Below are 26,360 nucleotides of genomic sequence, written 5' to 3' on the forward strand. Positions count from 1 at the left end.
GGGAGAAATGGAAACCGATGGCAGGAGCTTCCTGTGCCGGTCGTGATCGCCGGCCACCTGCGAAACGGAGCCTCGATGACCTCCCAACCGCCGCCGTCCGGCCCGCCGAGCGAGCCGCCGTACGGCCCTCCCTCCGGTCCCCCTTCCGGCCCGCTGGCCGGACGGCCGTCCGGCGGGGGCGCGTCCGTGCCCCCGCCGCCCTCGGGCCCGCCCGGGGACTCCGGACCGCCTTCGGGCGGGCGCAACGGATCCAGTGGATCCGGCGGCAGGCCGCGCAGGCCGTGGTGGCGCTCCGGGAAGGGCCTGGCACTGGCGGCGGGCACCCTGGCGGTGGCCGTGGTGGCCACCGTGGTGATCGTCAACAACCAGGGCAGCCACGACGAGGCCGTCCCGGCCGCGAACGAGGTCGCGCTGCAGGCACCCTCCGATCCCGGGCCCGACCCGTTCACCCCGTCGGTGGAGACCCAGGGGATGAGCGCCCCCGCTCCCGCGTCCAGCCCGGCACAGCCCGGCGGCGCGACCTCCCACCCGGGTGGCGGAACGTCCAAGAGCGGTTCACCCGCCGCCCTGCACAGCGTCGAGGGCAGCTCGAACGGGCTGTACGGCGGGGTGATGGGCAAGTCCAGCTGTGACACCGAGCGGCTGATCGGCATGGTCTCGGCCGGGGACACCGGGCGGGCCTGGTCCTCCGCCGTCGGCATCGCGCAGTCCGACATCCCCGGCTACCTGCGCTCGCTGACGCCGACGTACCTGCGGGTGGACGCCCGGGTGACCAACCACAACTACAAGAGCGGCGCCGTGGTCGAGTACCAGTCCGCCCTGCAGGCCGGCACCGCCGTCCTGGTCGACAACCAGGGCGTGCCCCGGGTGCGCTGCTCCTGCGGCAACCCGCTGAAGCCGCCGAAGTTGGTGAGCAACGCCAAGTACACCGGGAAGGCCTGGTCGGGCTTCCAGCCGACCACGCTGGTCGTGGTGGTGCCGGCGCCGCAGCCGGTGACCGAGATCATCCTGGTGAACGTCGAGACCGGCGGCTGGTTCGCCCGGCTGACCGGCCGGATCGAGATCGTCGACAAGCACGTCGAACAGCCGAAGGGCCCGCTGGTGCCGGGCATCCCGCCGCCGGCGACGTGGCAGCCCTCCACGCCGTCGGGCAAGCCGACGACCTCCGGGTCCACGACCTCGGGATCGACCACCTCCGGGGCCACGACCTCGGGGTCAACCACCTCGGGCTCGACCACCTCCGGCTCCACGACCTCGGGGTCGACCACCTCCGGCTCGACGACCTCGGGGTCGACCACCTCCGGCTCGACGACCTCCTCGGGCGGGCCGAGCTCCTCGACGGCGACGTCGAGCACCACCTCCACAACCGCCACCGGTGCGACGGCCACCACGACCAGCGCCAAGCCGACCGTCACCAGCTCGGCCCCGCCCACCACGACGACCCCGAAGACGCCGACGCCGACCACGACCTGTGCGACCACGGCGCCCTCGACCCTGTCCCCCTGCCCGACCACGCCCAAGCCGAGCTGACCCGGCGTCCGTCCCCACCCCCCTCTGCCACCGTCCGCCCCGGCCGGTGGCAGCGGCCCGTCCGGGGGCGGCGGCCCGAGCAGGGAGGAATTCGCTGGTCAGGAGGGTGACGACGGGGCAGAGTGGCGCCATGGACACCACGCGGGGCTTGGACGCCGACGGATGCATCGCCCGGGAGGGCGCGCTCGACAAGGTGCCGGCCGCGTTCGGGCCGGTGGTCGGGGCCGTCCGTGAGCGGATCACCGCCGCCTTCGACCCCACCCGGCTGCACAGCGCCTACCTCTACGGCAGCATCCCGCGCGGCACCGCCGTCCCCGGCGTGTCCGACCTCGACGTGCTGCTGGCCCTGCACCACGAGCCGACGGCGGCGGACCGGACGGACGCCGCGGCCGTCGAGGCCGCGCTCGACGCCGAGTTCGCGCAGATCGACGGGGCCGGCGTGCTGCTCTTCGCCACCGGCACGCTGCTCAGCGAGCTGGAACGCCACGACCTGGGCTGGTTCGTGGCCTGTCTCTGCACCCCGCTGCTCGGCCCGGACCTCGCGGCCCGCCTCCCCCGTTACCGCCCCACCTCGCTGCTCGCCCGGGAGACCAACGGCGACCTCGCCCTGGCCCTGCCGGGCTGGCGCGAACGCCTGGCCGCCGCCGGTACGGAGGCCGAACTCCGGGCCCTCAGCCGGTCGGTCACCCGCCGGGTCGTCCGCACCGGCTTCACCCTGGTGATGCCCCGCTGGGGCGGCTGGACCAGCGACCTCACCGCCTCCGCCGAGGTCTTCGCCGCCCACTACCCGGAGCGCGCCGACCAGATGCGCCTGGCCGCCGCCACCGCCCGTACGCCGACCACGGACCGGGGTCTCCTCGCCGGGTTCATCGACGACCTGGGCCCCTGGCTCGCCGCCGAGTACACCGCCGTCCACGGCGAGAAGGCCCCGCGTCCCTGACCGGCGCCCGGTCCGGGCGGCTCCGGCCCGCCCCGGGGACGGCCGGGTCGGACCGGAGGGCGGGTCAGTCCCCCCAGAGTCAGTCCCCGCAGAGTCAGTCCATGCAGGCTCGGTCCCCAGGTCCGGTCCCCGCAGGTTCAGTCCACGCAGGATCAGTCCACGCAGGGAATCCCGCCCGCCTTCACCGCGGGCCCCTGCATCGGCAGGCCCGCCGCCGGGTCGGCGGACGGGTCGCCCGGTGCGGCGCCCGAGGAGGCCGCCGGGGCGGGGGTCGGGGTGCGGGTGACGGCCAGGGTGAGCAGGACGTGGCCGGGCGGCACGGCGGCCGAGGAGGTGGCGGTGACGCCGTAGCGGCCGGCGAGTTGCTGGGCGTCGGCCTTGGCGCCGGTGCCGTAGACCACCGTGGTCACCCGGGCCCGGGCCGGGGCGTCGCCGATCTTGCCCGCCTGGTAGCCGAGTTCGGCCAGCGCCCTGGACTCGGTGGACGCCGCGCCGGCGCCGGCCGCCGCGTTGATGTCGACCACGGCCTTCGGGGGTCCGGCGGCGGAAGCGGAGGGGGACGGGGCCGGGTCGCCCGGGGGCTCGGCGGGGGCCGCCGGGACGTCCGGCGCGGACTCGTGGTTGAACAGCTGCCGGACGATCTTCTTGATCAGCTCCGGGTTGACGGTGTTGACCTCCTGTCCGCCGACCGTCTTGAACCCCGCGATCGGCAGGGTGTTGAACTCGACGTTGCCGCCGGTCAGGTTGGGCGCCTGCCGGGCGAAGTCGAGGATGTTCCACTCGTTGTCGATGACGACGTCCTTCTTGACCACGCCGAACAGCTTCTGCATCTGCCCGAAGTCGTTCAGGATCCCCTGCTGCTTGAGCTTGTACTCGACGGAGGAGATGAACGCCTGCTGCCGGTGGGTGCGGTCGAGGTCGCCGTTGGTGAGGTGGTGGCGCTGGCGGACGAAGGAGAGCGCCTGGGCGGCGTTCAGGGAGCTGATCCCGGCGGGGAGTTTGAGGCCGGTGCCGCCGCCCTCGTGGGTCGCGGTCCGGGCGATGATCGGGTCGTCCACCGGGTGGTTCAGGCAGACCTGGATCGGTTCGACGGCCTTGGCGATGTCGTAGAAACCGATCAGGTTGACCTCGGCGAAGTGGTCGATCGGGACGTCCAGGAGGCTCTGCACGGTCTGGATGGTGGCCGAACGGCCCGCCTCCCGGCTCTGCCGCTCCAACTCCGCCTTGGAGAGCCCCTTGCCGCCGAGCTTCTGCTCCGCCGCCTCCTTGGCGATGCCGTAGGCCTCCTTGATCTTGTGCATCTTGCCGTCGGCGCCGACGGTCTGCACGTAGTCGTCGCGCGGGACGGACAGCGCGGTGACCTTGCCCCCGTTGGCCGGGATGTGCAGCACGATCAGGGCGTTGGTGTTGTAGCCGCCGATCTCGCTGGAGCCGGCGTGCAGTTCGTCCTCGACGAACTGCTTGGGCAGGTCGTTGCCGTCCATGTCCTTGCGGCTGTCCAGGCCGATCAGCAGCAGGTTGACGGCCTTGTCGAGGTGCGGCGGGGCGTGCTTCTTGGCCTCGCTCAGCGCGAGCGACTTGATCATGCCGTCGTCCAGGCTGCGGTACTCGTACCAGGTGAAGCCGCTGGCGCCGAGCACGGCCACGGACACCATGCAGGCCAGGGTGCGGCCCGCGGCGGTCAGCGGCGAGGTGCCGCGCTGCGGGGCGCGGCCGCGCCCCGTGGCGGCGCGCCCGGCCGTCCGGCGGACGGCACGGCTCCCGGCCGGACGGCTCCCGGTGCGGTTCCCGCCGTTGCCGGCCCGGTCGCCGCCGGCCCTGTCGCCGCCGCCGGCGCCGTCGCGGCTTCGGTTGCGCTCAGCCACGGCGGCCCCTTCCGCTCGGCGCGCCCGCGCCGTCGGGCCGTCGGCGGTCGAGCACCGCCCGGCCGACGGTCACCAGCAGCGCCACGCCGACCGCGGTGGCCATCACCGGGAACGCCCCGACCACCCAGCGCAGCGCGCCGGTGCCGAGGTTCCGGCCCTGGTACGCGTCGGGGTGCGCCGCGTACTCGACGCCCGACGCGGCGAGCAGCACCACGACCGGGGCCGCCGTCACCACCCACCACCGGCCCGGCCGGCTGCACACCGCCGCCGCGGCGCCGGTGCCGAGCACCGAGCCCATCGCGAACAGGATGCCGACGCCGGGACCGCCGAACTCGTCCGCGATCCCGCCCAGCACCGGCAGTCCCACCGCCGAGCACACCGCGACCAACCCGCCGCGCCGACGCGCCTGTTGGCGGCGGCGCGCCGGGCCCGCCTGCGCCCGCCCCGGTCGCCCCGAGCGCTCCGGGCCGGCACCGCCGGTTTCCGCCGGGTCTCCCGCGCCCGCCGCCGCGCGGGAACGCTGGGCCGGGAGGGCGCGGTCCTCGGTGCGCGGTCCCGCGTCCTGGTACGGCGTTCTCGCCCGCTGGCCGGCCATGCGCACTTCCCTCGATCGATCGTTGCGGCCGCGACGGCGCGTTCGCACCGCCGCGGGTGCCGGGACGCCCTCGGTCCCGGCGTCGGTCCGTCCTCTACAACGCTGTAGAAGTCCGGCTGGAGCTTACAAACCCATTTCAGCAAAGTCACCCGCCGCCGACCGGCAGCGGGCGAACCGTCCGGCGGGCCGTCGTCAGGATGGTCATGATCCCCGCCACGTCGGCACACCATCAGGAACGCCCCGGAGGAGCGGAGCGTCACCGTGTTTGAGAGTCTGAAGAACCTCGCGGACCAGGCCACCGGGTAACCTGCCGCCGGGGACGGCCGACCGTACGGCGGTCGAACGAGCGCACGGGCGAACGGGGAGGGACCGGCAGCGGTGAGCGAGGAACGGAAGAGCCCTGGCTGGGGGCGCTGGCTGGTGATCGGCGTCGTGGTCGTGGCCGGGCTGGGACTCGTCCGCGGCAACGGGCACGACGGCGCGACCTCCGCCGACCCCGCCCCCACCGCCACCGCCCCGCCGGCCGGCACCACTCCCCCGGCGGGCGCCTCCGCGGCACCGTCGAAGCCCTCCGGCCGGTACGACCCCGCCGACTACGCCGCGCCGGTCCGCCAGTACGCCGCCGAAGCCGGCGTCAACCCGCAGCTGCTGATGGCGATCCTCTACAACGAGTCGTACAAGCCGCACGACCCCGAGCTCGAGAAGGCCTGGCAGCGCAGCAAGCCGGACGCCTCCTTCGGCATCGCCAACATGCACCGGGCCGCCTTCGACGACACCAAGCCGGGCCGCCCCTTCGCCTCCCGCCAGTGGGAGGAGCTCCCGGACGACCGCAACCTCGCCGTCCAGGCCGCCGCCTGGCACCTGCACGACCTCGCCGGGCAGCTCCCCGCCCGTCCGAGCGTGCCGCTGAGCCGGGACGAACTCGTGGCGCTCGGCTACAACGCGGGGGCGGGCAACATGCTGGCCTTCGCCCGGGGCGTCAAGATCGGCTCCCAGGCCCAGTCCTACCTCGACCGCCTGCGGGAGAACTGGACGAAGTCCGGCGAGGCCGTGAAGTAGCGCCGCCGCACGGCGACGGCGCGCTCCGGGAGCCGGCTCCCGGAGCGCGCCCCGGGCGGGGCGGTCAGACGCCCAGCCGGGCCGCCCACCTGGCCCGCCAGGCGAGCGCGTCGGCGACGCCCTCGGCGATGCCGCGCCGCGGCTGCCAGCCGAGCAGCTCCCAGGCGGAGTCGACGACGGCGTAGCAGCCGATCACGTCGCCGGGGCGCGGCCCCGCCTCGCGGACGTCGAGCCGGGCGCCGACGGCCTGTTCGAAGGCGGTGACCAGCTCGCGGACGGTGGTGCCGTTCCCCGTGCCGACGTTGATCACCCGGTAGCGGTCCGCCGCGCCCGGGGCGATCACCTCGTCGAACCGCAGCAGGGCCGCGACGTGCGCCTCGGCGAGGTCCTGGACGTGGACGTAGTCGCGGATGCCGGAGCCGTCCCGGGTCGGCCAGTCGACGCCGGTCACCGTGAACGGGGCGCCGGTGGTGTGCGCCTCGATCAGCTTGCCGAGGGCGTGGGTGGGGTTGAGGTCCTGCAGTCCGGTGCGCAGCTGCGGATCGGCGCCGATCGGGTTGAAGTAGCGCAGGGCGATGACGCGTTGCCGCTCGGCGCCCTCGCCCCGGGTCCAGTCCTGGAGGACCTGCTCCATCATCTGCTTGGTGCGCGCGTACGGGCTGTCGGCGTCCACCGGGCAGCTCTCGTCGACCCGGGCGTCGGCGGTGGGCGCGTAGACGGAGGCGGAGCTGCTGAAGACGACGCGGGTGCAGCCGAGTCGCTGGAGGGAGTCCAGCAGCTCGACGGTCTTGGCGACGTTCTCGCGGTAGTAGTACAGCGGCTTGGCCACCGACTCCGGTACGACGATCTTCGCGGCGCAGTGCACGGTGGCGTCGATGTCCGGGTGCTCGGTGAAGATCCGGTCGAGCAGGGCGGCGTCGGCGACGTCGCCCCGGTAGAAGATCCGGTCCTCGACGAACTCGGCCCGGCCCTTGGAGAGGTCGTCCAGCACGATCGGCGTGATCCCCCGGTCGATCAGGGCGGACGCCACCGTGCTGCCGATGAACCCCGCACCGCCGGTGATCAGGACCTTCTTCATGCGCGGCTGCTCCCTCGCGATCGGCCGGGCGCCCGGTGGCGCCCGGTGACCGGGAAGGACGTCGGTTCGTGCCCGCGCGGTTCCCCGGAGGGCCGGGGCGGAAACCTCGGCGCGGGCACCGTCGGGCGCGGACGCCTCGGACGCGGTCGCCTCGGGCGGCCCTCAGGCGGGCCCTCAGGCGCGGCGGCGTCGGCGGAGCCAGAGGCCGGTGCCGACCAGGAGGACGGCCGCGGCGGCGGTGCCGACGGCGGCCCAGGTGGTGGAGTCGGAGGCGGAGTCGGAAGCGGTCCCGGCGGCGGCAGCGGTGGTCTGCGCCGGCGCGGGGACGCTCTCGGTCACCGGCCCGACGGTCGGCGCCGGGGTGGGCGCGGTGGTGCTCCCGGCCGGCGGCGCGGTGACGGTCCCGGCCGACGGCGCGGTGGTGCTCCCGGCCGGCGGCGCCGTGACGGTCCCGGCCGACGGTGACGCGGCCGCCGTGCCCGCGGGCACCGGGTCGTTGATGACGGCCGCCTCGACGTCGAGCTCGCGCTGGGCGTGACCGAGCGAGGGGAAGGCGCAGTCCACCGTCACCTGCCAGTGCCCGGCGGGCAGGATCTCCCGGGTGGTGTACGTCCCCGGCCGGCCGGGGACGGTGATCAGCCGCCAGGGGCCGACCGCGCGGCCGTCCGCGGCGGTGGCGGAGAGCGTGCCGGCGAAGTCCGCGGTGACCGGGTCGTGGTCGTTCTCCCAGGTCGCGACGGTGGTGACGTGTCCGTTCTGCTGGCCGGTGACGTCGAGGTGGACGCTGTCGCCGTGGGCGGCGGCGGGTGCGGCGGCGGGCAGGACGGCCGCCGCGGCCAGGGCGCAGGCGGCGAGGAGCGTGCGGTTGCGCATGACGGGTGTTCCTCGTGGCGATGGGGGACGGGTGCGGGAAGCAGGGGGCCGGGTGCGGCCGCCCCGGCGTGGGGGGCGGCCGCACCCGGCGGACGAGCCGGACCGGCGGGCTCGTGGGCCCGCCTGCGGTTCACGGGCTCACCGGTGTCCTGGTCACGTGGTCTTCAGCAGCGACCAGTTCTGGTAGGGCTTGCCGTTCGGCTGCTGCAGCTCCAGGAGCCAACCACCGTAGTACCACCGGTCACTGAGCCCCAGCACCAGCGAGCCGCCGTCCGCCGTCACGGTGAACCCGCCGTCGGCGGCGTTGAGCTGCCACTTCTGCGCGGCCGCGTCGGAGCAGGGCTGCTGGGCGACGTACTGGCCGGCCACCGGGGCGCCGCCCAGCTGCAGGCACTTGCCGGAGCGCGTGGACTTGATCCGCACCGCGCCGTTACCGGCGTCCTCGAACTGCCACTTCTGGTTGGCGTACCCGGTGCGCTGGTAGGCGATGGCCACCGTGCCGTCGTTCATCGAGCTGCCCCACAGGTCGGCCGCCTGGCCGGTGAGGCCGTTGACCATGGTGTAGTTCGCACCCGGCTGCGGGCGTCCGGCGTCGGTGACGGTACGGAAGGTGGCGGCGCGACCGGGCTTGCCGACCGCACCGGCGGCGTCGCGGACGGCGACGGCCACGGTGTACGAGGTGCCGGGAGCGAGGCGGACCACGCCGACCACGGTCGCGCGGACGGTGCCGATCGTCTGGCCGTTCAGCAGCACGTCGTAGCCGGCCGCGGCGGGCGCGGCGGTCCAGCTCAACACGGCCGAGTTCTGCGTGACCTGGCTGACGCTCACGGCCGGTCCGGTGTTGCCCGGAGTCGGGGTCGAGGTCGGCGTGGGGGTCGGAGTCGGGGTCGCGGTCGGCGACGGGGAGCCGGTCGGCGAGGGGGTGGTGCCGCCGGTGGGCGTCGGGGTCGGCGAGGGGGTGCGGGTCGGCGTGGGCGTCGGAGTCGGGGTGGGCGTCGGGTTCGGGCCGGTGCCGCCACCGGAGATGAGGAAGCGGTTGTTCGCGACGTTCCAGTGCGTGGTGAGGTAACTGCCGGGAGCGGGCGAGGTGTTGTAGTAGTCGTCGTGGTTGCAGTCCAGCCGGTCGTCATGGGCGCGGTCCGGGCACACGGTCCGCATCTGCGGGTAGTTCGGGGCGTCCGAGTAGCACATGATGTCCCACTCGTCGACGCAGTGCCCGGCCTTGCTGGAGTTGGGGGCGCTGTTGTTCACCGCGCCCAGGTTGTGGCCGAGTTCGTGCGCGGCGGTGCTGCCGCTCCAGCAGCCGGAGTCGGTCCGGCCGTACGAGGGGCCGAAGTTGCTCAGGTTGTCCTGGCTGGGGCGCTCGTCCCCGGCGAAGGTGCCGATCCCGCAGTACACCTTGGCGTCGGTGAACATCATGTACTTGCGGTCCTTGCGGTTGAACCCCTGCGCTGCGAGGGCGCGGTTGCTCGCGTTGAAGTCCTGGATCTCGGAGTCGGAGATCTGCACGTTCAGCACCGAGGCGGTGCAGTCGGATTCGGTGACGAAGCGGACGTGCCGCTCGCCGCCGGTCTCCGCGGCACTGGCGTTGTAGATGACGTCGACGTCGGCGGCCCACTTCTTGAACGAGGCCAGGTACTGGGCGAAGCGGTCGTTGCCCGGGGTGTGCACGTACACCACCTGGACGCGGTTGCCGGAGCTGCCGTCGCCCTCGCAGACCAGCTTGGAGCCGGCGGGCGCGGCCGGGGCGCCGCCCGGGGCCGAGCCGGCGGCCGGGGCGTCGGCGGCGGCGCTGCCGGAGCCGCCGAGCAGGGTCTTCTGGGTGGCGTCCAGGACGGGCGCGGCACCCTTCAGCAGGTCGGCGGCCGCGGGCGGCTGGGCGCCGGCGGTCGGGGTCAGCGCGGGCGCCTGGGCGGCCGGGGCCGCGACCGGCGCGACGTCCTGGCGGATGTCCACGCCCTTGGGCGGGACGTCCGGACCGTGGCTGCACTGGGTGCTGCCGGTGACCTCCAGGGTGCCGCCGCAGCGGTCGCTGCCCGGCAGGCTCAGTCCGGCGTAGACCAGGCCGCGTTCGGGCTGGTCCTTGGGTATCGCCTTGAGCGGTACGGCCTTCTCGTCACGCTTCGGGGCGGGCGCCTGGGTGGCACCCTCGGCGGTACCGGTCTCCCCCGGCCCGCCGTCGTCGCCGACCAGCCCGGCTCCCGACCCCGAGTTGTCGACCGCGTCCGCCGCGGCCGTGACGGCGCCGTTCGCGCCCGTCGGCTCCAGCGCGGTGCGGATGCCGAGCGTTCCCGCCACCAGTCCGGCCGCCACCAGGGCGGCGACCAGGGTGCTCCTGCGGGTGAGCCTGCGGCGCCTGCGCCGGCGAAGCTCGCTGCTCCGGTGTCCCATCGCGTTCCTTTCCTCGTGCGATGACCCGTGCCCTGTGGTGAAGAGGGGCCCGGGCCTTCCGACACTCCGGAGAGCGGACGGGACGACCGGGGATAACAGAAACATCTTGCGAAAATCTTCGACCAGTTCGACCGGCCTGCCGCGCGCGGCGGTTCGGGCCCGGTACGGGGCGGTGGTTCGGGTACGGCCGCCGATGACGTTTTCGGACACGGGCCTTGACGACCGGTCGGGTCCGGTCGCACGGACACGGAGCGGCCCGACCCGGGACAACCCTGGGGCGGCTGGGTGACAGCCGCGGCATCCAGGCATGGCAGGGCCGGGGAGCGCACTCGGGGGGTGTGCGCTCCCCGGCATGGGGGGGTGGCGGCCACGTTGACGGAGTCCCGGAGCCACGCGACTCCGTCGGCCGTGACGGAATGCTAGACCCGGGGCGGGGCGCTGACCAGAGCCCTGACCAGGCGATTTCCCGCCCCGGACATGCCAGCGTCACCTGTCGGACGACAACCGGTCACCCGCCCGTCGACGTTCAGGCGGCGGCCCCCACCGCCTCGACGGCCGGGGGCCTCGCCACCACGACGTCGCCGCAGCCGCCGTGCAGTCGGGCCAGCGCGCCCGCCAGGGCGGCGCGGTCCCCGGCGAGCCAGAGCCGCAGGGCGGCGGACAGCGCGGCGCTGGCCGGGCCCGCCGCCGGGCCGCCGGTCCTGGCGAGCCGCTCGCCGAGCAGCGGCAGCAGGTCCGCGACCGGGGCGGGCAGCCACAGGGTGAGGGCGAAGGGCGCGGGCCGGGCCAGGACGCGCAGCAGCGGCAGGACGGAGGAGTCGTCGTGCAGCGCGGGGATGACCTCCAGCAGGCCGTCCACCGCCACGTCGGACACGTCGCCGCCGTGCCCGCGCGCGAGGTCGCGCAGCAGCGCGCGCTCGGCGGCGGTGATCCGGACGGTCAGCATGACCTCGTCGCAGTCCATGGTCCCGGCTCCCTGTCGTGGAGTTCGTGGAGTACTGGAGTTCGTGGAGTACTGGGGTTCGTGGAGTACTGGGGTTGGTGGCGCGCACACGGTGCCGTGGAGTACCCGTGCGCGGTCGTGTGGTCGCCGTGTCAGTTCAGTGCCGACAGGATTCCTGCCCCGATCCGGCCGCCCGACACCGGTTCGATCAGGCCGTAATGGCCGTCATAGCGGCGGTAGAGCACCCGGATGCGGTCGTCGCCGGGGTCGGTGTGGGCGACGAACGGGCCTCCGGTGAGCCAGAGTCGGCGGGCGGCCTCGGCGAGGTCCAGCGGGGGCACGGCCTCGCTGCCCGCGAGGTACGGCTCCACGGCGCCGCTCAGCGGACAGCGTCGCACCAGACCGTCCCGTCCGGTGGCGAGGTCCGTGTACAGGTGGAACCGCCGGTCCAGCGCCAGCAGTTCGCGTGCCGCCCGACCGGGGGTGCGGCGGGCGAGCACCACCGTCTTGTGCCGGGCGATCCGCCGTCCGGCCAGCGGGCGGTCGGCGTACTGCGGGCGGTAGACGCTCTCGTACGTGACGGCGAAGCCGATGTCGCCCTGCTCGCTCAGCCGGACGGCCCGCCCCGCGAGCGTGCCCAGCACCAGGTCGACGGACTCCGACGCGGTCCTGGTGGCCAGGTGCACCCGCACCGGTCCGGCGCCGTCCAGCTCGACCTGCGCCTGGGCGACGGCGGGCCGGGTCACCGACCGGTCGCGGGTCCGGGTGAGCCGCAGCCGCAGCGCGTGGGCGCCGGGGCCGAGGGCCGTGGCCGTCTCCAGCGCCCGGGCCCTGGCGTACTCGGCGTCCTCGCGCGGCAGTTCGCCGCGGATCTCCACCCGGACGTCGAGCGCGGGCCGGTGGCGCAAACGGGTCATCGGATTCCTCCTTCTCCCCCACCATGCTGGCCCTCGCGCGGCCGTGCGGCGAGGGTCCAAAGGCCCTGCGGCGGGGCCCTGTCCCGGACCCTTCGGCCCCCGGCATCCGCCCAGGTCAGCCAGGAGGTGCGGGCGGGTGCGGAAGGAGCGGCGAGATCGGCCGTTGGAGTGATCCCCGCCCGTTCGACGCAACGCCCGTGGGACCGGCGCGTTTGCCATGGCGTGCGCCCTACAGCGGGGGTGCGCGCGGGGCCGCGTTGGCCGGTCCCCCGCCTCACGGCCGGCCCGCTGTCGCCCTCCCGGCACCGCCCGCGCCGGCCCCTCTGTGAGAGGTAGTGTCATGACCCTGCAGACCGAGACCCCGAAACGGATCGTCCCGCCGAGAACCGCGCCGCGCCCGTCGCCCCTGGTCCGAGCCGCCGTCCCCCCGATCGCCCCCGGGGCGCTCCCCGGCCTCGGGCACGCCGCCGCCCTGCTGCGCGACCCGCTCGGCTTCCTCGGCTCCCTCGCCCGCCACGGCGGCGTCGTCCGCATCCGGCTCGGACCGCGCACCGTCTGCGTCGTCACCGACGCCCGGCTGGTCCACACCCTACTCGTCGCGCTCGCCCACGACTGTCCGCGCGGCGCCGTCCAGGACACCCTGAAGACCGCCTTCGGCGACGGCCTGCTGATGTCCGAGGGCCAAGCCCACCGCGACCGCCGCAGGATCATCCAGCCGGCCTTCGGCCCGGACCGGATGGGCGCGTACCTGGCCGTGATGCACCAGGTCACCGAGGAGCGGGCCGGACGCTGGCGACCCGGCCAAGTCCTGGACGTCGCCAAGGAGATGAACCACCTCGCGCTGGAGATCGTCACCCGCTCACTGTTCGACGCCAGGCTCAGCGAGGACGCCACGCTCGCCTTCCACCGCGCCCTGCCGGACCTGGTGAAGGGCCAGATCGTCCAGTCCCTCTACCCGACCCCGGCGCTCGCCCGACTGCCGCTGCCCGTCAACCGCCGCTTCGCCACGGCCGTGCGGGCGCTCAACCGGGTCGTCGACCAGGCTGTCAACCGCCCTACGGCGGCAACCCGTTCCGCCGACGGCACGGGTTCCGCCGGGGGCACGGGTTCCGCCGGGGGCGCGGACCTCGCCGGCGGCCGTGGCACCCTGCCCGCCCTGCTGCGCGCCGCGACCGACCCGGCGACCGGCCGCCCGCTCACCGAGGCCGACGTCCGGTCCGAGGCGATCACCATGTTCGGCGCGGGCACCGAGACCGTCTCCACCACGCTGACCTGGCTGCTCGACGAACTGCTGCGCCACCCCGAGGTGGAGGCCCGCCTCCTCGCCGAGCTCGACGAGCACCTGCCCGACGGCAGCGTCCCCACCCCCGAGGCGCTGGCCCGGCTCGACTACACCCGCAGCGTCACCCAGGAGGTGGTGCGACTGCACGCGCCCAACGCCTTCCTGATGCGCACCGCCCGGGTGCCGGTCGAGCTCGGTCCGTACCGGATCCCGGCCGGCACCGAGCTGCTCTACAGCCTGACCGCGCTGCACCGCGACCCGGTGCGCCACCCCGACCCGCTCGCCTTCCGCCCCGAACGCTGGCAGGACGGCGGTGGCGTCGGGCGGCCGTCCTTCCTGCCGTTCGGCGCGGGCAAGCACAAGTGCATCGGGGAGGCCTTCGCCTGGGCGGAACTGACGGTCGCGGCCGCCGCGATCCTGCGCCGCTGGCGGCCGGTGGCCGTGCCGGGGGCCCGGGCCCGGGAGGTGGTCTGGACGACGGTCCAGGCGCAGGGGCTGCGCGTCCGGCTGGCACCGCGCGAACAGCGGACGGCCGACGGGGACCGGGCGCCCGGCGGCGAGCGAACCCCGCGCGGAACCGGCGCCACGCCGTCGTCCGACCAGCCCGCGCCTCCGGGCGGCTGCCCGTTCACGGCCGCCCCCGCGCCCGTCCCACCGCGGGCCCTCGCCGAACGGCCCCTCGCGGCACGCCCCCTCGCGGTGCGACCGCTGCCGGCCCGCCCGCGCGGCGAGCTGCGCACCGCCGCGGACCGGCACGCCGACTGGGTGCTCCGCCACGGCCTGCTCGCCCCGGCCGAACTCCCCGGCTACCGGGCCTACGCCCTGCACGAGCTGATCGGCCACGCCTTCCCGCGCACCCGCGGCGCCGAACTCGACCTCCTGGTGGACGTGCTGGGGTGGTTCACCATCCTGGACGACCGCTTCGACGGCACCCCCGGACGTCGCCCGGCCGAGGCGCACGCCCTGGTCGACCCGCTGATCGCCGTCCTCGACGGCGCCGAGGCCCAGCCGCCGCACGGACCACTCCTGCACGCCTGGCGGGAGCTGTGGGACCGCCAGTGCGCCGCGATGTCCCCCGCCTGGCGCGCCCGGGCGGCCCGGGAGTGGCGCGCGTGCCTGGCCACCTTCCCCGCCGAGGCCGACCACCGCGCCCGCGGCACCGTGCCCGCCCTCGGCCTGGCCGAGACCATGCGGCTGCGCCGGCACGGCAGCTGCCTCTACCCGTTCATGAACATACTGGAACGGGTCCACGGCGCCGACGCCCCCGCCGCCCTGCACGCGGAGCCCGCACTGCACCGGCTGCGCGCCAACACCGCCGACGCCGCCACCCTGATCAACGACCTCTACTCGCTGGAGCGGGAGGAACGGCAGAGCGCCGCCGCCTTCAACACCGTGCTCACCCTGCAGCGGGCCCGCGGCTGCACCCGCAACCGGGCCGTGCGCGCCGTACGGGACCGGGTGGTGCGTCTGCGGCAGGAGAACGAGGGTCTGCGCCGGGAACTGCGGCGCCGCCACCCGGCGGGGCGGTGGTACCTGGACGGCACCCGGGAACTCGTGGCCGGCGTGCAGGCGTGGACCAGCACCAGCGACCGCTACCAGGTACCGGACGGGGGACGGCTGCGCTGAACGGACGGCTGCGCCGAGCCGGGGCCGCCACCGAGCGGCGGTTCCGCTGAGCAGGGACCGCCACCGTACAGGGGTTCCGCTGACGCGCTACTTCCGGCCGCCGAGCGCGAACAGCAACAGGACGAAGCCGGCGAACAGGTGGGTGGCGAAGATGTAGATGCCCGCACGGATCAGCATCGCCTTGCGGCGCTTCTTCTCCTCGCTGGTGCTGTCGCTCATGGCGGGTGGTTCTCCTCGGTTCGTACAGCCTGGTCGTGCAGCCTGGTCGTGCAGCCTGGTCGCGCAGCCGGCTCGGCGTCGGGTTCGGGCGCCCGGGCCGGGCGCGGTTCAGCGGGGCTGCCGGACGCCGGTCGCGCGCAGCTCGGTGAGCAGCACGCCCTGGTCGGTGATCAGCTCGGTCAGGATCCGGCGCGCCGCGCGCAGCAGTTCGGCGACGTCCGGGGTGCTGAGCGCGTACACCACCGTGTTGCCCTCGCGGGTGGCCGTGACCAGCTGGGTGCGACGCAGCACCGCGAGCTGCTGGGAGAGGTTGGACGGTTCGACCTCGATCTCCGCCAGCAGCTCGCGCACCGGCCGGGGTCCGTCCTGGAGCAGTTCCAGCACGCGGATCCGCACGGGGTGGCCGAGGGTGCGGAAGAACTCCGCCTTGGCCTGGTACAGCGGGACCGGCATCGTCCGCGCGCCTCCTCGTTTCCGGCTCGGTGGTCGTCCCGGCCGGGCGGGGTCCGTGCGCCGCGGCCGGTAGGCATCATCGCGACAGATGAAGATTTCTTCAAGTCGTCACACCACGGCGACTCCCGACCCCACCCGGAAGGTGACCCACCTCACACCCGGGGCCGCGTCGGGACGCGCCGAAGCCGAGCCCGGGATGCTGCCAACTCCCGGGCTCGGCAGTCACAGTGACGTGCCGTCAGCAGACTACAGGCACATCGACCGTGACCGGGGCCGGTCCCCGCCAGATCGCCTCGACCGAGAAGGACGCGTGCACGGTCGACCCGCACGGCGCGTGCACGGTGCCGCCGTCGACCCGCACGGTGCTGACCTGGAACACGGTGCGGCCGTTCACCGCGCTGAGCGCACCGCCCCCGACCACCTCGGCCGACAGGCGGGTGAGCAGCTCCTGCGGCGCCGGCGGCCACGGGGTGCCCGGCGACGGCGGCCCGGCCAGCCCGATCTGCCCGTACAGCACGACGCTGTCACCGGTGACGTCGGCGCAGACCTTGGTGGACAGCCCCGCCTGCAGGCCGGACCACCCGCAGGTGGTGACGGTGGCGGCAGTCGCCTGGGCGGCGGCCGTCGGCTGGGCGGCGGCGAGCGCCGGCACGGGCGCGGCGAGCAGTGCGGCGGCACCGGCGGCACCGGCCGCGATCCTGGCGATGCGGTTCATGGGCTCCTCCTCGGGAGGGCGTGATGAGGACGGTCAAGGACAGGTGGCGTGGCACATATGACATTTCATAGGCCCACGACAGAGACTTTGCCATGCGATTCCTATGCCGCGATCCGCTTTTATCCATGGAACCGCTGCCACGACCAAAATCTGACCTTCGATGGCGCGATCGCCCCCGCCTGGCCGAACCCCCGTGCCCTCCCGGGTGACGCCCACGTTTACCCCAGGTGAACCGTCTCCGCACCACGGCCGCGGCCGCCATCGCCACACTCGCCCTGCTCGCCGCCGCCCCGCCACCCGCCGCACTCCTGGGCACCGAGATCCGCCGGCTCCCCACCGAGGACCGCGCGATCGCCCTCACCTTCAACGCCGCCTGGAACGAGACCGGGCTCGACAGCGTCCTCGCCGTCCTGCGCGACCGCGCCGCCCCGGCCGCGTTCTTCCCCACCGGCGACTTCGCCGACCGCCACCCCCGCGCGGTCCGCGCCATCGCGGCCGCCGGGCACGGCCTCGGCAACCACTCCTACAGCCACCCGGACTTCACCACCCTCGGCCCCGAGCAGGCCCGCGCCGAGGTCCGCCGCGCGGACACCGCGATCCGCCGCGCCGCCGGCACCGAACCGCTGCCCTTCTTCCGCTTCCCGTACAGCGCGACCACCCCCGAGGGCATCGCCACCGTCAACGGGCTCGGCTACGCGGACCTGGAGTTCACCGCCGACACCAAGGGCTACCTGGGCCCGGGCAACGGCATGACCGCGGACCGCGCGGTCGACCGCGCCCTCGCCGCCCTCACCCCGGGCGCAGTCCTGCAACTGCACGTCGGCGCCACCGAGGAGGGCGGCCCCGACACCTGCCTCGACGCCGAAGCCCTCCCCCGCATCATCGACGGCGCCCGCGCCCGCGGCTACCGCATCATCGACCTCCGCAGCCTCCTCCAGCCCCGGGCGGCCGGAGGATGAGCGGGACCGGACCGCGCCAGGGCACTGTCAGCCGAGGGAGGTGCGCAGGGCGTCGACGCGGGTGACGGCGGCGAGGAAGGCGTCGCGGTCGAGGCGGCCGGAGTCGAGGGCGGCGGCCAGGGCCTCGGCGGCGTCCTCGGCCTGTTGCGGGTCGCGGGCGGAGCAGAGCAGCAGGTCCATGCCGGCCCCGGCGGCGGCCACCGCGCGGGCGCCGGTGCCTCCGTACGGGGCGAGGGCGCCGGCCTCCATGGCGTCGGTGACGGTCACGCCGCGGAACTTGAGCCGATCGCGGAGTTCGCCCTGGATGACCGTGGGCGACAGTCCGGCCGGGCGCTCCGGGTCGAGTGCCGGGTACACCGCCCAGGAGGCCATCACCAGCCGGACGCCCGCCGCGATGGCGGACCGGTAGGGCGTTTCGTCCCGGGCGCGCAGCTGTTCCAGCGGGACGGTGAGGGTGACCGGGCGCTCGTCGGTGTTCTCGTCCCGGGCCGCGGTGCCGAGGCCCGGGAAGTGCTTGGCGGTCGCCGCCACCCCGAGCACCTGCTGGGCGGCGAGGAAGGCACTGCCCAACTGGGCCACCGTGTCCGGATCCTGGCCGTACGAGCGCTCGTGGTGGTCGATGAAGTTGTCCGGGGTGTCGTAGACGTCGAGCACCGGCGCGAGGTTGACGTTCAGCCCGGCGTCGGTGAGGTTGCGGGCGGCGCCGCTGCCCGAGGACAGCGCGGCGTTCACCGGGTCCGCGGCCGTTCCGGTGCGGCGGGCGGAGAGTTCGGGCGCTCCGGGCAGCCGACGGACCTTGCCGCCCTCCTGGTCGGTCATCAGCAGCAGGGTGCGCGGGTTCGGCGCCTCGGCGGCGGCCTGCTTCAACGCGGCCACCGCCTCGGCGAGTTGCGCCGGGCCGGTGATGTTCTCGCCGAACAGGATCACCCCCGCCGCACGGCCCTCCCGGATCGTCCGCAGGACCCCGGGCGGAGGCGTCGGGCCGGCGTACGAGAGCACGATCCGCCGTCCGGCGAGCGTGCGGGAGTGCTCGTCCTCCAGGGCGGCCATGGCGGCGGTCCTCTCGGGGTGCGCGTTGCGCGATGCGGAGGCCGCCCCGATCGGGGCGGGCCCGAGCGCGGCCCCCAGGACCGCCAGCACCGCACCGAACCGGGCGACTCGCCGGAGCGGGACCATCACGCCTCCTGGGTCGACAGCGGGTCTACGGCCCGTCAGCGTACCCGGGGCCACGGCCGCCGACCCTCCCCCGCGCCGGGTCCCTCCGAGATCCCGACGGACCGTTCACCGCGTGGCCCGAGATTCCGTCGCCGAACCCCCCGTCCCGCCCGCCGTCCGGACGGACGTCAGGAGCCTGAGGGCCGCCCCTGGAGCGGCAGGATGTCCGATCGACCGGCGCTGCGGATCGTGCCGCCCGGGCCCTGCACCCCCGCCGGGGTGCGGGTCCACGTGAACGGCGAGGACGTGGTGGCCGAGGACGCCGGGCCGGACGGCCGCGCAGCTGGTCTCCCAGACCCGAGCCCGCTGCCCGCGACGGCGGAGCCGCACCGGGGGCGGCTCCGCGAGCCGGACTGCACCGGTCCGCCGAGGAGCGGGTCGCCTCGGCGCTCAGCCGCGCCGGAGCTGTGCCGGGAGGGCGAGGTCGGGCAGGCCCTGCGGCTTGCCCTCCCAGTCGACGGGGGTGTCGCCGGGGTAGTGGGCGCACACCGTGTCGGCGCGGATGCTGAGGTAGCCGTCCCCGTACTCGACGGAGACGGCGACGCTGCCGGAAACCACGGCCGGGAGCGCGCCGGGGCGCGGGGGCGGCGGGGTCAGGTGGAGTAGGGAACGGCCGAACGCGGCGTCAGTGGCGGCGGCCCAGCCCCGTTCGGTCAGTGTCCGCCGCGCTTGTTCGAGCGCCGTCTGCCCCTGCGCGTCGGTGAGCCCCATGACGGTGAAGCCGGCGTGGATCTTGGCGGTCCGGGGCTCGGGCGGAGCGGAGGCGTCGACGCCGTCGAGGAAGTGGGCGAGCCCGCGGCGGTGACAGGCGTAGACGTCGGCCTTGATGCCGGTGCTGTACTTCTCGTCGAGCACCGCTGTCGAAGGCAGGCCGAGGGCGTCGAAGACGGTCAGGGTGCGATCGTTCAGGTGCTTCGCCGTGGCGGACGGGTCGGCCGTCGGGAAGGGCTCGCCCGCCCAGGCGCGGCCGAACGCCACCGCGCCGAGGACCAGGACGACCGACAGCGCCAGGCCGGTGAGCAGGAACGCCGCCTTGCGAGTCCGTCCGGCGGCGGGGGAAGCGTTCTCCATGATCGACATCCTGCCCCAGGACGGTCGACCGTCGCATGAGTAGCCGTCCCGCCCTCGTCTGAGTACCCGTACTCGGCTCGGCGGCGGGCTCACCCCGCGCGCCGGACCAGGTCGCCCAGGATCGCGATGCCCTCGGCGAGGTCGGACGGCGAGAGCGCCGCGTAGCCGATGACCAGGCCGGGTGGGTACGGGAGGCGGGCGTGCCAGGAGAGGGGCTGGACCTTGACGCCGCCGGCCAGCGCCGCGGTGGCCAACTCGGTGTCGGTGCAGCCGAGTCGCTCCGGCAGCGTGAGCATCAGGTGGAGGCCGGCCGCCGCGCCGTGGACGGTGGCCCCGGGGAGGTGGGCACGGATCGCGGCGATCACGGCGTCCCGGCGGCGGCGGTGGCGGCGGCGCAGCAGCCGTAGGTGGCGGTCGAGTTCGCCGGACTCCATCAGGCGGGCGAGCACGAGCTGGGGCAGCACCGGGTTGCCGAGGTCGGCGAAGCGTTTGGCGTCGAGGACGGGGCCCCGGAGGCGGTCGGGGACGAGCAGCCAGCCCGTGCGCAGTGCGGGGGCGAGCAGTTTGGAGATGCTGCCCGCGTAGCAGACCTGCTCCGGCAGGGCGGCCCGCAGCGCCGGAACGGGCGGACGGTCGTAGCGGTGCTCGGCGTCGTAGTCGTCCTCGATGACCAGACCGCCGTCCGCCGCCCAGCGCAGCAGCTCGCGGCGGCGGTCGCCGCCGAGGACGACGCCGGTCGGGTACTGGTGGGCGGGGGTGAGCAGGACGGCCGGGGTGCCGGTGGCGCGCAGGGCGTCGACCCGGATGCCCTCGGCGTCGACCGGGACGGGTGGAGTGGCGGCGAGCCAGTGGGCGAGGTGCTGACGGGCGCCGAGCGAGCCCGGGTCCTCGACCGCGACCTCCGTGATGCCCGCCCGGCCGAAGGCGCGACCGAGCAGGGCGAGGGCCTGGGCCGTGCCGGCGACGATCAGCACCTCGTCGGGGTCGGCGCGGATGCCCCGGTTGCGGGCGAGCCAGTGGGCGACGGCCCGGCGCAGGGCGGGGGTGCCTCGGACGTCCCCGTAGCCGAGGTCGGGCGCGGCGAGGCCGTCGAGGACGGCGCGTTCGGCGCGCAGCCAGGCGGCGCGGGGGAAGGCGGCGAGGTCGGGGACGCCGGGGGTGAGGTCGATCCGGGCGGGGGTGGCGCGCAGGAGGTCGAACACCTCGGGGTCCGGGTCGTCCCGGAAGAGGGCGGGCGCCGCCTCCGGCGCGCGGGGCGGCCGGGAGGCGGGAGTGGCAGCGGGAGCGGCGGCGGGAGCCGGGGTGGCGACGACGACCGTGCCGCCGCGGCCCTGCCCGGAGACCTGGCCCTCCTCGGCGAGGCGCCGGTAGGCATCGGTCACCACCCCTCGGGAGACACCGAGTTCGGCCGCCAGGACCCGGCTGGCGGGCAGTCGGCTGCCGGTCGGGAGGCGACCGTCGGCGACGGCTTCGCGCAGCCGGCGGGCGAGCCAGTCGGTGAGGCCGCCGGGCGGGGCGTCGGCGGTGTCGAGCTGGAGGAAGTCGGCGCCGGCCTCTTTGGACCGGTCGGATGCCACGGCTTTGGACCTGTTCACCGGACCATAGTGGCGCGAGGGTGGGGCCATGACCACGGAAACGGCACTCCCCGGTAACACCGGCCACGGCCACATCGACGGCCAGGGCCACCTTGACGACCAGGGCCACCTTGACGACCACGGCCACCTTGACGACCAGGGCCAGGTTCACGACTACGTCCACGGCTACTCCGACACCGAGGCACGGCGCCTCGGCGACCAGGCCGACACCCTCGCCGGGCTGCTGCACGCGGACACCGGGTTCCCGGCGGGCAGCCGGGTGCTGGAGGCGGGCTGCGGGGTGGGGGCGCAGACGGTGCACCTGCTGGCCAACAGCCCGGGCGTCCTGCTGACCGCCGTGGACCTCTCGGCCGGGTCGCTTGCGCAGGCCCGCGCCCGGGTGGCGGCGCAGGCGCCGGCCGCGGACGTCACCTGGCACCACGGCGACCTGCACCGGCTGCCGTTCCCGGACGACGCGTTCGACCACGTCTTCCTCTGCTTCGTGCTGGAGCACCTGCCCGATCCGGCGGCCGGGCTGGCCGCGCTGCGCCGGGTGCTGCGGCCGGGCGGGACGATCACGGTGATCGAGGGCGACCACGGCTCGGCCTTCTTCCACCCGGAGAGCCCGGCCGCCCGCCGGACGATCGACCACCTGGTCCGGCTCCAGGCCGACGGTGGCGGCGACGGGTTGCTCGGCCGCCGCCTGTACCCGCTGCTGACGGCGGCCGGCTTCGCGGAGGTGGACGTCCGCCCGCGGACGGTCTACGCCGACGGCGGCCGGCCGGCGCTGGCGGAGGGCTTCACCCTGCGGACCTTCGTCGCGATGGTCGAGGCCGTACGGGCGGAGGCGCTGGCCGCCGGGCTGACCACACCGGAGGCCTTCGACCTGGGCATCGCGGAGCTGCGCCGCGCGGCCGAGCCGGGCGGGACGTTCCACTACACCTTCTTCCAGGCGGTGGCCGTGAAACCGTGAGCCGCGGGCGCCGCAGTCACTCGTACGGCCCATGAGGCGAGCTCATGCGTGGCGCCATGAGAGGAGCTCATGCAGCCGGCTCATGAGAGGAGCTCATGAGACCGGCCCATGAGAGGAGCTCATGCCTGAGCCCCATGAGAGATGCTCATGACCTCGGCCCATGAGAGGAACTCATGTCGTCGGGCCGTCCCCGCCCGGCCTCAGAGGTGGCCCGGGCGGCCCGCGGGGCCCGGTACGAGGGGCGCGATGACGCGCTGGGTGGGGTTGGTGACGTCGTCGTCATCGTCGTTCGAGGTCACCGTCGTGGTGACGGAGCTCGTCACCCAGGAGGCCAGGCCGAGGACGAGGAAGACCACGAGCAGGCCCCGGCCGGCGCCGCTCAGGACCAGCGGGCGGGTGGCCGACACCGGGCCCTCCGGTTCGCTGCCCGGCTCGTCGCCGAACAGTCGCTTGGGGTAGGCGGAGGAGAGCATCACCAGGTAGGCGGTGTACCGCAGCCGGTAGCGCAGGATCGCCGTCGTCGCCTCGTACAGCGCCTGCGGCATCCGGCCGAGGACGAGCACCACGAGCCAGAGGACGAACGACACCGCCCACCACCCCGCGCTCACCAGGCCCTGCACGATCGAGGCCGGGATGACGAGGACGATGCGGAACAGGACGGCGAGCCGGTTCAGCTCGCCGGGCTTCAGCCCGACCTGCACCGGGTACTCGGGGGCCCGGAACCGGAACGGCGGGTAGCGGTCCACCGTGAGCATCAGGTACGCGGTGACGCGGGTCTCGTACGGCACGTACCCGGCCAGGTAGTCCGCGACGAAGACGGGCAGCCGGCCGAGCACCAGCGCGCCGAACCAGCCGATGACGGTGGCGAAGAACGCCACCACCGACAGCACCCACACCACCACGAACTGGGGGATCAGCAGCAGGGCGCGCAGCAGCACCGTCCAGCGGTTCTGCGGGCCGGGCGCCGGCATGTCCAGCACTGGGAGCCACTCACGGCTGACGGGGGCGGGGGGTGCCTGCCACATCCGGGGCCTCCACGGTCTCGCGACGACGGGTCCCGGCGGTCGGGCTCGGCCGGGTGCCCTCCGAAGATCGCAGCACCCCGCCCGGCCCGCGCGCCGCGCTACGCCGACCGGGTCACCCCGTCACCCGGCCCCGCCCCGTCCCCGGGCCCAGCGCCGGCCCCGGCCCGAGCCCCGGCCCGAGCCCCGGCCCGAGCCCCGGCCCCGGCCCGCGCGGTGTCAGTTGCTCCTTGTACCGTCGATCGCACGCAACACCGAGTTCGACACGGGGGAATGACCGATGATCAGGACCGATCCGCCGACACCCGACCTCTTCCGCACCCCGGTCGAGGAGGTGTTCATCCGCAACCACCTCGGTCCGCACCCGCGGCTCGATCCGGCGAGCTGGTCGCTCACCGTCGAGGGCCTGGTGGAGCGGCCGCTGCGGCTGGACCTCCCGACCCTCCGGGGCCTGCCGCAGACCCGCTTCACCGCCGTCCACGAGTGCTTCGGCAATCCGCTGCACCCCACCGTGCCGACCCGGGCGGTCACCAATCTGGAGTGGGCCGGCGTCCCGCTCGCCGCCGTGCTGGAGCTGGCCCGCCCGCGCCCGGAGGCCCGGCACGTCTGGCTGGAGGGCGCCGATTCGGGCGACTTCGCGGGCGAGAGCGGCGTGAGCTACCTCAAGGACCTGCCCCTGGACGAGGCGGCCGCCGAGGTCGTCCTCGCGCACGGCATGAACGGCGAACCGCTGCGCCCCGACCACGGCTACCCGCTGCGGGCGGTGGCACCCCGGATGTTCGGCACCAACTCGGTCAAGTGGCTGACCCGGATCGTGCTGGCCGCCGACCGCCCCGACCACCTCTTCACCACCCGCCTCTACACCCGCGTCCTGCCCGGCGAGAGCGAGTCCCGGCCGGTGCGCGAGAAGGACGTCAACAGCAAGCTGCTCACCCCGGGCGACGGGTGCTCCGTCCCGGCCGGGAGCCTCGAACTGGCCGGGTACGCCTGGAGTTCCACCGAGGTGACGTCCGTCGAGGTCGCCGTGGACGACACCGACTGGCAGCCCGCCGCGCTGGACCGGCGCGGGCCGGACCCGGCCTGGCAGCGCTTCCGCCTGCGGTACGAGCTCGCCCCGGGCCCGCACCGCGTCCGCTGCCGGGCCACCGACTCCGCCGGGCGCGTCCAGCCGCTCGCCGGCGACCGGAACGCCGTCCACGAGATCCACGTCGTCGCCGAGCCGGGCACCCGGCCGACGGACCGCTGACGACCGGATGAGCCCTGGCGGGCTCACCGCCAGGGGTCGGCCGGGGGTGAGAGCAGGAGCTCCGCGTACCGCTGGAGCCCGGGGGCGTCCAGCGGGCGGTGGCCCGCAAGGGAGCGGAGGCGGGCGACGCCACCACCGCGGCGGTCGCCCGCAGGATCGGCGCCGGGGCCCGCCGGGGCGCGGTGCAGCAGGGGGTCGACGGTTTTGCCGCTACCCCTCGCCGTCCTCCAGGGCGGCGAGCAGGGTGCGCATCGCGTCGACCAGGGCGGCGGTCCGGGCGTCGTCCAGCCCGGCGAGGAGTTCGAACTCGGTGGCGAGGTGGTCGGGCAGGGCGCGCTCGATGAGGGCGTGGCCCTCGGGGGTGAGCGCGACCTCGCGGCTGCGGCCGTCCTGGTCGCTGCGGGTCCGGGTGACCAGACCCCGGGCCTCCAGCCGGTCGAGGCGCTGGGTGATGGCGCCGGAGGTGACCATGGAGGACTGCATCAGTCCGGTGGGGGTGAGGCGGTAGGGCGGGCCGCTGCGCTTCAGGGTCGCGAGGACGTCGAAGGAGGCGGCGTCCAGGCCGTGCTCGGCGAAGGTGCGGTTGAGCGCCGCGTCCACCAGGCGGTAGAGGCGCTTGAGCCGGCCGAACACCTCCATCGGGGAGACGTCCAGGTCGGGCCGCTCGGCGGCCCACTGCGCGACGACGCGGTCCACATGATCTGCCACCGCTCCAGGGTAGGCGATTCCGTCCGGGTTCCTTAGCAGTGAGGTAACTGTGAGCCACGCCACCTCGCATGCGGAGCGAAAGTGCCTTAGCGCTGAGATACATTGGCTTAGTGCTAAGACATCGCCTCGCCATCGTGCTGGTGACGGCCCTCGCCCCCGCCGTCTGGGGGACGACCTACCTCGTCACCACCGAGCTGCTGCCGCCACACCGTCCGCTGCTCGCCGCCGTCATCCGCTGCCTGCCCGCCGGGCTGCTGCTGATCGCCCTCACCCGCCGCCTACCACAGGGCAGTTGGTGGTGGCGCTCGCTCGTCCTCGGCGCACTCAACATCGGGGCCTTCCAGGCCCTGCTCTTCATCGCCGCCTACCGCCTCCCCGGCGGCATCGCGGCCACCGTCGGCGCCGTCGGACCGCTGATCACCGCCGGCCTCTCGGCCGCCGTCCTCGGCGACCGGCTCACCCTGCGCACCGTGCTGTCCGGCATCGCGGGCGTCGCGGGCGTCAGCCTGCTGGTCCTCCGGGCCGACGCGCGGCTGGACGCCGTCGGGGTGGCCGCCGCGCTCGGCGGCGCGGTGGTCATGGCCGCCGGCGTCGTACTCTCCAAGCGCTGGGCCTCCCCCGCCCCGCTGCTCGCCACCACCGGCTGGCAACTCACCGCCGGAGGACTGCTGTTGGTCCCGGTCACCCTGCTCAGCGAGGGCGCGCCGCCGACCCACTACACCGCCGCCAACCTGCTCGGCTACGCCTACCTGTGCCTGATCGGCGCGGCCTTCACCTACGCGCTGTGGTTCCGCGGGATCCAGGCGCTGTCGCCGACCTCGGTCTCCTTCCTCGCCCTGCTCAGCCCGGTGGTCGCCACCGGGATCGGATGGCTGGCCCTCGGCCAGGACCTCAGCCCGCTCCAAGCCCTCGGCGCGCTGGTCGTGCTCGGCTCGCTGGTCGTCGCCCAGACCCGGCGACCGGGCGCCGCCGGGTCGTCGACACCGGCGGCCCGCCCGGCCTCCGCGCCGCCGGTGCGCGAGCGCGCCTGACCCCGCCGCCTCGATCCGGATCCCGTCCCGCACCCCCTCGCCGCCTCTTCAGCCCCTCTCTCGCTCCTCTCGCCC

General features: G+C 74.9%; 23 protein-coding genes. 8 read left to right on the forward strand and 15 right to left on the reverse strand.

Annotated features, from left to right (window positions below; translation table 11 throughout):
* Positions 1-336: 336 nt before the first annotated feature.
* On the forward strand, positions 337-1,530 hold the full coding sequence (locus tag ACIRD3_RS06555) for a DUF6777 domain-containing protein (protein WP_402212528.1): 1,194 nt from the start codon (positions 337-339) through the stop codon (positions 1,528-1,530).
* A 130-nt stretch (positions 1,531-1,660) separates the two neighbouring features.
* Positions 1,661-2,470: a nucleotidyltransferase gene (locus ACIRD3_RS06560; protein WP_402212531.1), complete on the forward strand. Its 810-nt coding sequence runs from the start codon at positions 1,661-1,663 to the stop codon at positions 2,468-2,470.
* Positions 2,471-2,622: 152 nt separating this feature from the next.
* Here the strand turns inward: ACIRD3_RS06560 and ACIRD3_RS06565 are convergent, their stop codons facing one another.
* Together ACIRD3_RS06565 and ACIRD3_RS06570 are read right to left on the reverse strand one after the other, a co-directional pair.
* On the reverse strand, positions 2,623-4,335 hold the full coding sequence (locus ACIRD3_RS06565) for an LCP family protein (protein WP_402212534.1): 1,713 nt from the start codon (positions 4,333-4,335) through the stop codon (positions 2,623-2,625).
* Positions 4,328-4,930: a DUF6542 domain-containing protein gene (locus tag ACIRD3_RS06570; RefSeq protein WP_402212536.1), complete on the reverse strand. Its 603-nt coding sequence runs from the start codon at positions 4,928-4,930 to the stop codon at positions 4,328-4,330. Before ACIRD3_RS06570 ends, ACIRD3_RS06565 begins: the two co-directional genes overlap by 8 nt.
* A gap of 378 nt (positions 4,931-5,308) precedes the next feature.
* Here ACIRD3_RS06570 and ACIRD3_RS06575 point away from each other — a divergent pair, with 378 nt between their 5' ends.
* Positions 5,309-5,989: a transglycosylase SLT domain-containing protein gene (locus tag ACIRD3_RS06575; RefSeq protein WP_402212539.1), complete on the forward strand. Its 681-nt coding sequence runs from the start codon at positions 5,309-5,311 to the stop codon at positions 5,987-5,989.
* A gap of 64 nt (positions 5,990-6,053) precedes the next feature.
* Here ACIRD3_RS06575 and galE read toward each other — a convergent pair whose 3' ends face one another.
* The 5 genes from galE to ACIRD3_RS06600 all read right to left on the reverse strand — a co-directional run bounded on the left by galE (position 6,054) and on the right by ACIRD3_RS06600 (position 12,191).
* Positions 6,054-7,067, reverse strand: coding sequence for a UDP-glucose 4-epimerase GalE (gene galE, locus ACIRD3_RS06580; RefSeq protein ID WP_402212542.1), 1,014 nt, complete (start codon positions 7,065-7,067; stop codon positions 6,054-6,056).
* A gap of 174 nt (positions 7,068-7,241) precedes the next feature.
* The gene (locus ACIRD3_RS06585; RefSeq protein WP_402212545.1) at positions 7,242-7,940 is read right to left on the reverse strand and encodes a hypothetical protein; all 699 of its coding nucleotides are present in this window, start codon (positions 7,938-7,940) and stop codon (positions 7,242-7,244) included.
* A gap of 153 nt (positions 7,941-8,093) precedes the next feature.
* Positions 8,094-10,331, reverse strand: coding sequence for an RICIN domain-containing protein (locus tag ACIRD3_RS06590; protein ID WP_402212547.1), 2,238 nt, complete (start codon positions 10,329-10,331; stop codon positions 8,094-8,096).
* A gap of 526 nt (positions 10,332-10,857) precedes the next feature.
* Positions 10,858-11,295: a hypothetical protein gene (locus tag ACIRD3_RS06595; RefSeq protein WP_402212550.1), complete on the reverse strand. Its 438-nt coding sequence runs from the start codon at positions 11,293-11,295 to the stop codon at positions 10,858-10,860.
* A 131-nt stretch (positions 11,296-11,426) separates the two neighbouring features.
* Positions 11,427-12,191 (reverse strand): sigma 54 modulation/S30EA ribosomal C-terminal domain-containing protein, encoded by a 765-nt coding sequence (locus ACIRD3_RS06600; protein WP_402212552.1) that lies wholly within the window; start codon positions 12,189-12,191, stop codon positions 11,427-11,429.
* A 340-nt stretch (positions 12,192-12,531) separates the two neighbouring features.
* Between ACIRD3_RS06600 and ACIRD3_RS06605 the strand changes: the two genes are divergently transcribed.
* Positions 12,532-15,099 (forward strand): cytochrome P450, encoded by a 2,568-nt coding sequence (locus tag ACIRD3_RS06605; protein WP_402212554.1) that lies wholly within the window; start codon positions 12,532-12,534, stop codon positions 15,097-15,099.
* 87 nt (positions 15,100-15,186) lie between these two features.
* Here the strand turns inward: ACIRD3_RS06605 and ACIRD3_RS06610 are convergent, their stop codons facing one another.
* From ACIRD3_RS06610 to ACIRD3_RS06620, 3 genes are all read right to left on the reverse strand, one after another.
* Positions 15,187-15,318: a DUF6126 family protein gene (locus ACIRD3_RS06610; RefSeq protein ID WP_402212557.1), complete on the reverse strand. Its 132-nt coding sequence runs from the start codon at positions 15,316-15,318 to the stop codon at positions 15,187-15,189.
* A 108-nt stretch (positions 15,319-15,426) separates the two neighbouring features.
* Positions 15,427-15,771, reverse strand: a complete 345-nt coding sequence (locus ACIRD3_RS06615) for an ArsR/SmtB family transcription factor (RefSeq protein WP_402212560.1) — start codon at positions 15,769-15,771, stop codon at positions 15,427-15,429.
* Positions 15,772-16,009: 238 nt separating this feature from the next.
* A complete protein-coding gene (locus ACIRD3_RS06620) occupies positions 16,010-16,486 on the reverse strand; it encodes a hypothetical protein (protein ID WP_402212562.1) in 477 nt (158 codons plus the stop codon).
* 227 nt (positions 16,487-16,713) lie between these two features.
* On the opposite strand from ACIRD3_RS06620, the gene ACIRD3_RS06625 reads away from it, so the two are divergent.
* Positions 16,714-17,445 (forward strand): polysaccharide deacetylase family protein, encoded by a 732-nt coding sequence (locus ACIRD3_RS06625; RefSeq protein WP_402212565.1) that lies wholly within the window; start codon positions 16,714-16,716, stop codon positions 17,443-17,445.
* A gap of 27 nt (positions 17,446-17,472) precedes the next feature.
* On the opposite strand, the gene ACIRD3_RS06630 is transcribed toward ACIRD3_RS06625, so the two are convergent.
* From ACIRD3_RS06630 to ACIRD3_RS06640, 3 genes are all read right to left on the reverse strand, one after another.
* Positions 17,473-18,621, reverse strand: coding sequence for a glycoside hydrolase family 3 N-terminal domain-containing protein (locus tag ACIRD3_RS06630; RefSeq protein ID WP_402212568.1), 1,149 nt, complete (start codon positions 18,619-18,621; stop codon positions 17,473-17,475).
* 429 nt (positions 18,622-19,050) lie between these two features.
* Positions 19,051-19,731 (reverse strand): hypothetical protein, encoded by a 681-nt coding sequence (locus ACIRD3_RS06635; protein ID WP_402212571.1) that lies wholly within the window; start codon positions 19,729-19,731, stop codon positions 19,051-19,053.
* An 89-nt stretch (positions 19,732-19,820) separates the two neighbouring features.
* Positions 19,821-21,356: a PLP-dependent aminotransferase family protein gene (locus ACIRD3_RS06640; RefSeq protein WP_402212574.1), complete on the reverse strand. Its 1,536-nt coding sequence runs from the start codon at positions 21,354-21,356 to the stop codon at positions 19,821-19,823.
* Between ACIRD3_RS06640 and ACIRD3_RS06645 the strand changes: the two genes are divergently transcribed.
* Positions 21,355-22,278, forward strand: a complete 924-nt coding sequence (locus ACIRD3_RS06645) for a methyltransferase domain-containing protein (RefSeq protein WP_402212577.1) — start codon at positions 21,355-21,357, stop codon at positions 22,276-22,278. The two genes, ACIRD3_RS06640 and ACIRD3_RS06645, sit on opposite strands and share 2 nt — an antisense overlap.
* A gap of 200 nt (positions 22,279-22,478) precedes the next feature.
* On the opposite strand, the gene ACIRD3_RS06650 is transcribed toward ACIRD3_RS06645, so the two are convergent.
* Positions 22,479-23,303, reverse strand: a complete 825-nt coding sequence (locus tag ACIRD3_RS06650; protein WP_402212579.1) for a DUF4389 domain-containing protein — start codon at positions 23,301-23,303, stop codon at positions 22,479-22,481.
* 277 nt (positions 23,304-23,580) lie between these two features.
* Between ACIRD3_RS06650 and ACIRD3_RS06655 the strand changes: the two genes are divergently transcribed.
* The gene (locus tag ACIRD3_RS06655; RefSeq protein WP_402212581.1) at positions 23,581-24,546 is read left to right on the forward strand and encodes a molybdopterin-dependent oxidoreductase; all 966 of its coding nucleotides are present in this window, start codon (positions 23,581-23,583) and stop codon (positions 24,544-24,546) included.
* Between the two features lie 210 nt (positions 24,547-24,756).
* Here the strand turns inward: ACIRD3_RS06655 and ACIRD3_RS06660 are convergent, their stop codons facing one another.
* The gene (locus tag ACIRD3_RS06660; RefSeq protein WP_402212584.1) at positions 24,757-25,254 is read right to left on the reverse strand and encodes a MarR family winged helix-turn-helix transcriptional regulator; all 498 of its coding nucleotides are present in this window, start codon (positions 25,252-25,254) and stop codon (positions 24,757-24,759) included.
* Positions 25,255-25,364: 110 nt separating this feature from the next.
* Between ACIRD3_RS06660 and ACIRD3_RS06665 the strand changes: the two genes are divergently transcribed.
* Entirely contained in the window at positions 25,365-26,285 is a 921-nt protein-coding gene (locus ACIRD3_RS06665; RefSeq protein WP_402212587.1) for an EamA family transporter, read from the forward strand.
* Positions 26,286-26,360: the final 75 nt, after the last annotated feature.

It is taken from the genome of Kitasatospora sp. NPDC093550 (genome assembly GCF_044764985.1).
GTDB lineage: Bacteria > Actinomycetota > Actinomycetes > Streptomycetales > Streptomycetaceae > Kitasatospora.

Bases quoted from the DNA above. Each gene is read 5' to 3' on its own strand.
- ACIRD3_RS06560 (WP_402212531.1), top strand. From the start codon at position 1,661: ATGGACACCACGCGGGGCTTGGACGCCGACGGATGCATCGCCCGGGAG.
- ACIRD3_RS06570 (WP_402212536.1), bottom strand. From the start codon at position 4,930: ATGGCCGGCCAGCGGGCGAGAACGCCGTACCAGGACGCGGGACCGCGC.
- galE (WP_402212542.1), bottom strand. From the start codon at position 7,067: ATGAAGAAGGTCCTGATCACCGGCGGTGCGGGGTTCATCGGCAGCACG.
- ACIRD3_RS06585 (WP_402212545.1), bottom strand. From the start codon at position 7,940: ATGCGCAACCGCACGCTCCTCGCCGCCTGCGCCCTGGCCGCGGCGGCC.
- ACIRD3_RS06590 (WP_402212547.1), bottom strand. From the start codon at position 10,331: ATGGGACACCGGAGCAGCGAGCTTCGCCGGCGCAGGCGCCGCAGGCTC.
- ACIRD3_RS06595 (WP_402212550.1), bottom strand. From the start codon at position 11,295: ATGGACTGCGACGAGGTCATGCTGACCGTCCGGATCACCGCCGCCGAG.
- ACIRD3_RS06600 (WP_402212552.1), bottom strand. From the start codon at position 12,191: ATGACCCGTTTGCGCCACCGGCCCGCGCTCGACGTCCGGGTGGAGATC.
- ACIRD3_RS06605 (WP_402212554.1), top strand. From the start codon at position 12,532: ATGACCCTGCAGACCGAGACCCCGAAACGGATCGTCCCGCCGAGAACC.
- ACIRD3_RS06610 (WP_402212557.1), bottom strand. From the start codon at position 15,318: ATGAGCGACAGCACCAGCGAGGAGAAGAAGCGCCGCAAGGCGATGCTG.
- ACIRD3_RS06615 (WP_402212560.1), bottom strand. From the start codon at position 15,771: ATGCCGGTCCCGCTGTACCAGGCCAAGGCGGAGTTCTTCCGCACCCTC.
- ACIRD3_RS06620 (WP_402212562.1), bottom strand. From the start codon at position 16,486: ATGAACCGCATCGCCAGGATCGCGGCCGGTGCCGCCGGTGCCGCCGCA.
- ACIRD3_RS06630 (WP_402212568.1), bottom strand. From the start codon at position 18,621: ATGGTCCCGCTCCGGCGAGTCGCCCGGTTCGGTGCGGTGCTGGCGGTC.
- ACIRD3_RS06635 (WP_402212571.1), bottom strand. From the start codon at position 19,731: ATGGAGAACGCTTCCCCCGCCGCCGGACGGACTCGCAAGGCGGCGTTC.
- ACIRD3_RS06645 (WP_402212577.1), top strand. From the start codon at position 21,355: ATGACCACGGAAACGGCACTCCCCGGTAACACCGGCCACGGCCACATC.
- ACIRD3_RS06640 (WP_402212574.1), bottom strand. From the start codon at position 21,356: ATGGCCCCACCCTCGCGCCACTATGGTCCGGTGAACAGGTCCAAAGCC.
- ACIRD3_RS06650 (WP_402212579.1), bottom strand. From the start codon at position 23,303: ATGTGGCAGGCACCCCCCGCCCCCGTCAGCCGTGAGTGGCTCCCAGTG.
- ACIRD3_RS06655 (WP_402212581.1), top strand. From the start codon at position 23,581: ATGATCAGGACCGATCCGCCGACACCCGACCTCTTCCGCACCCCGGTC.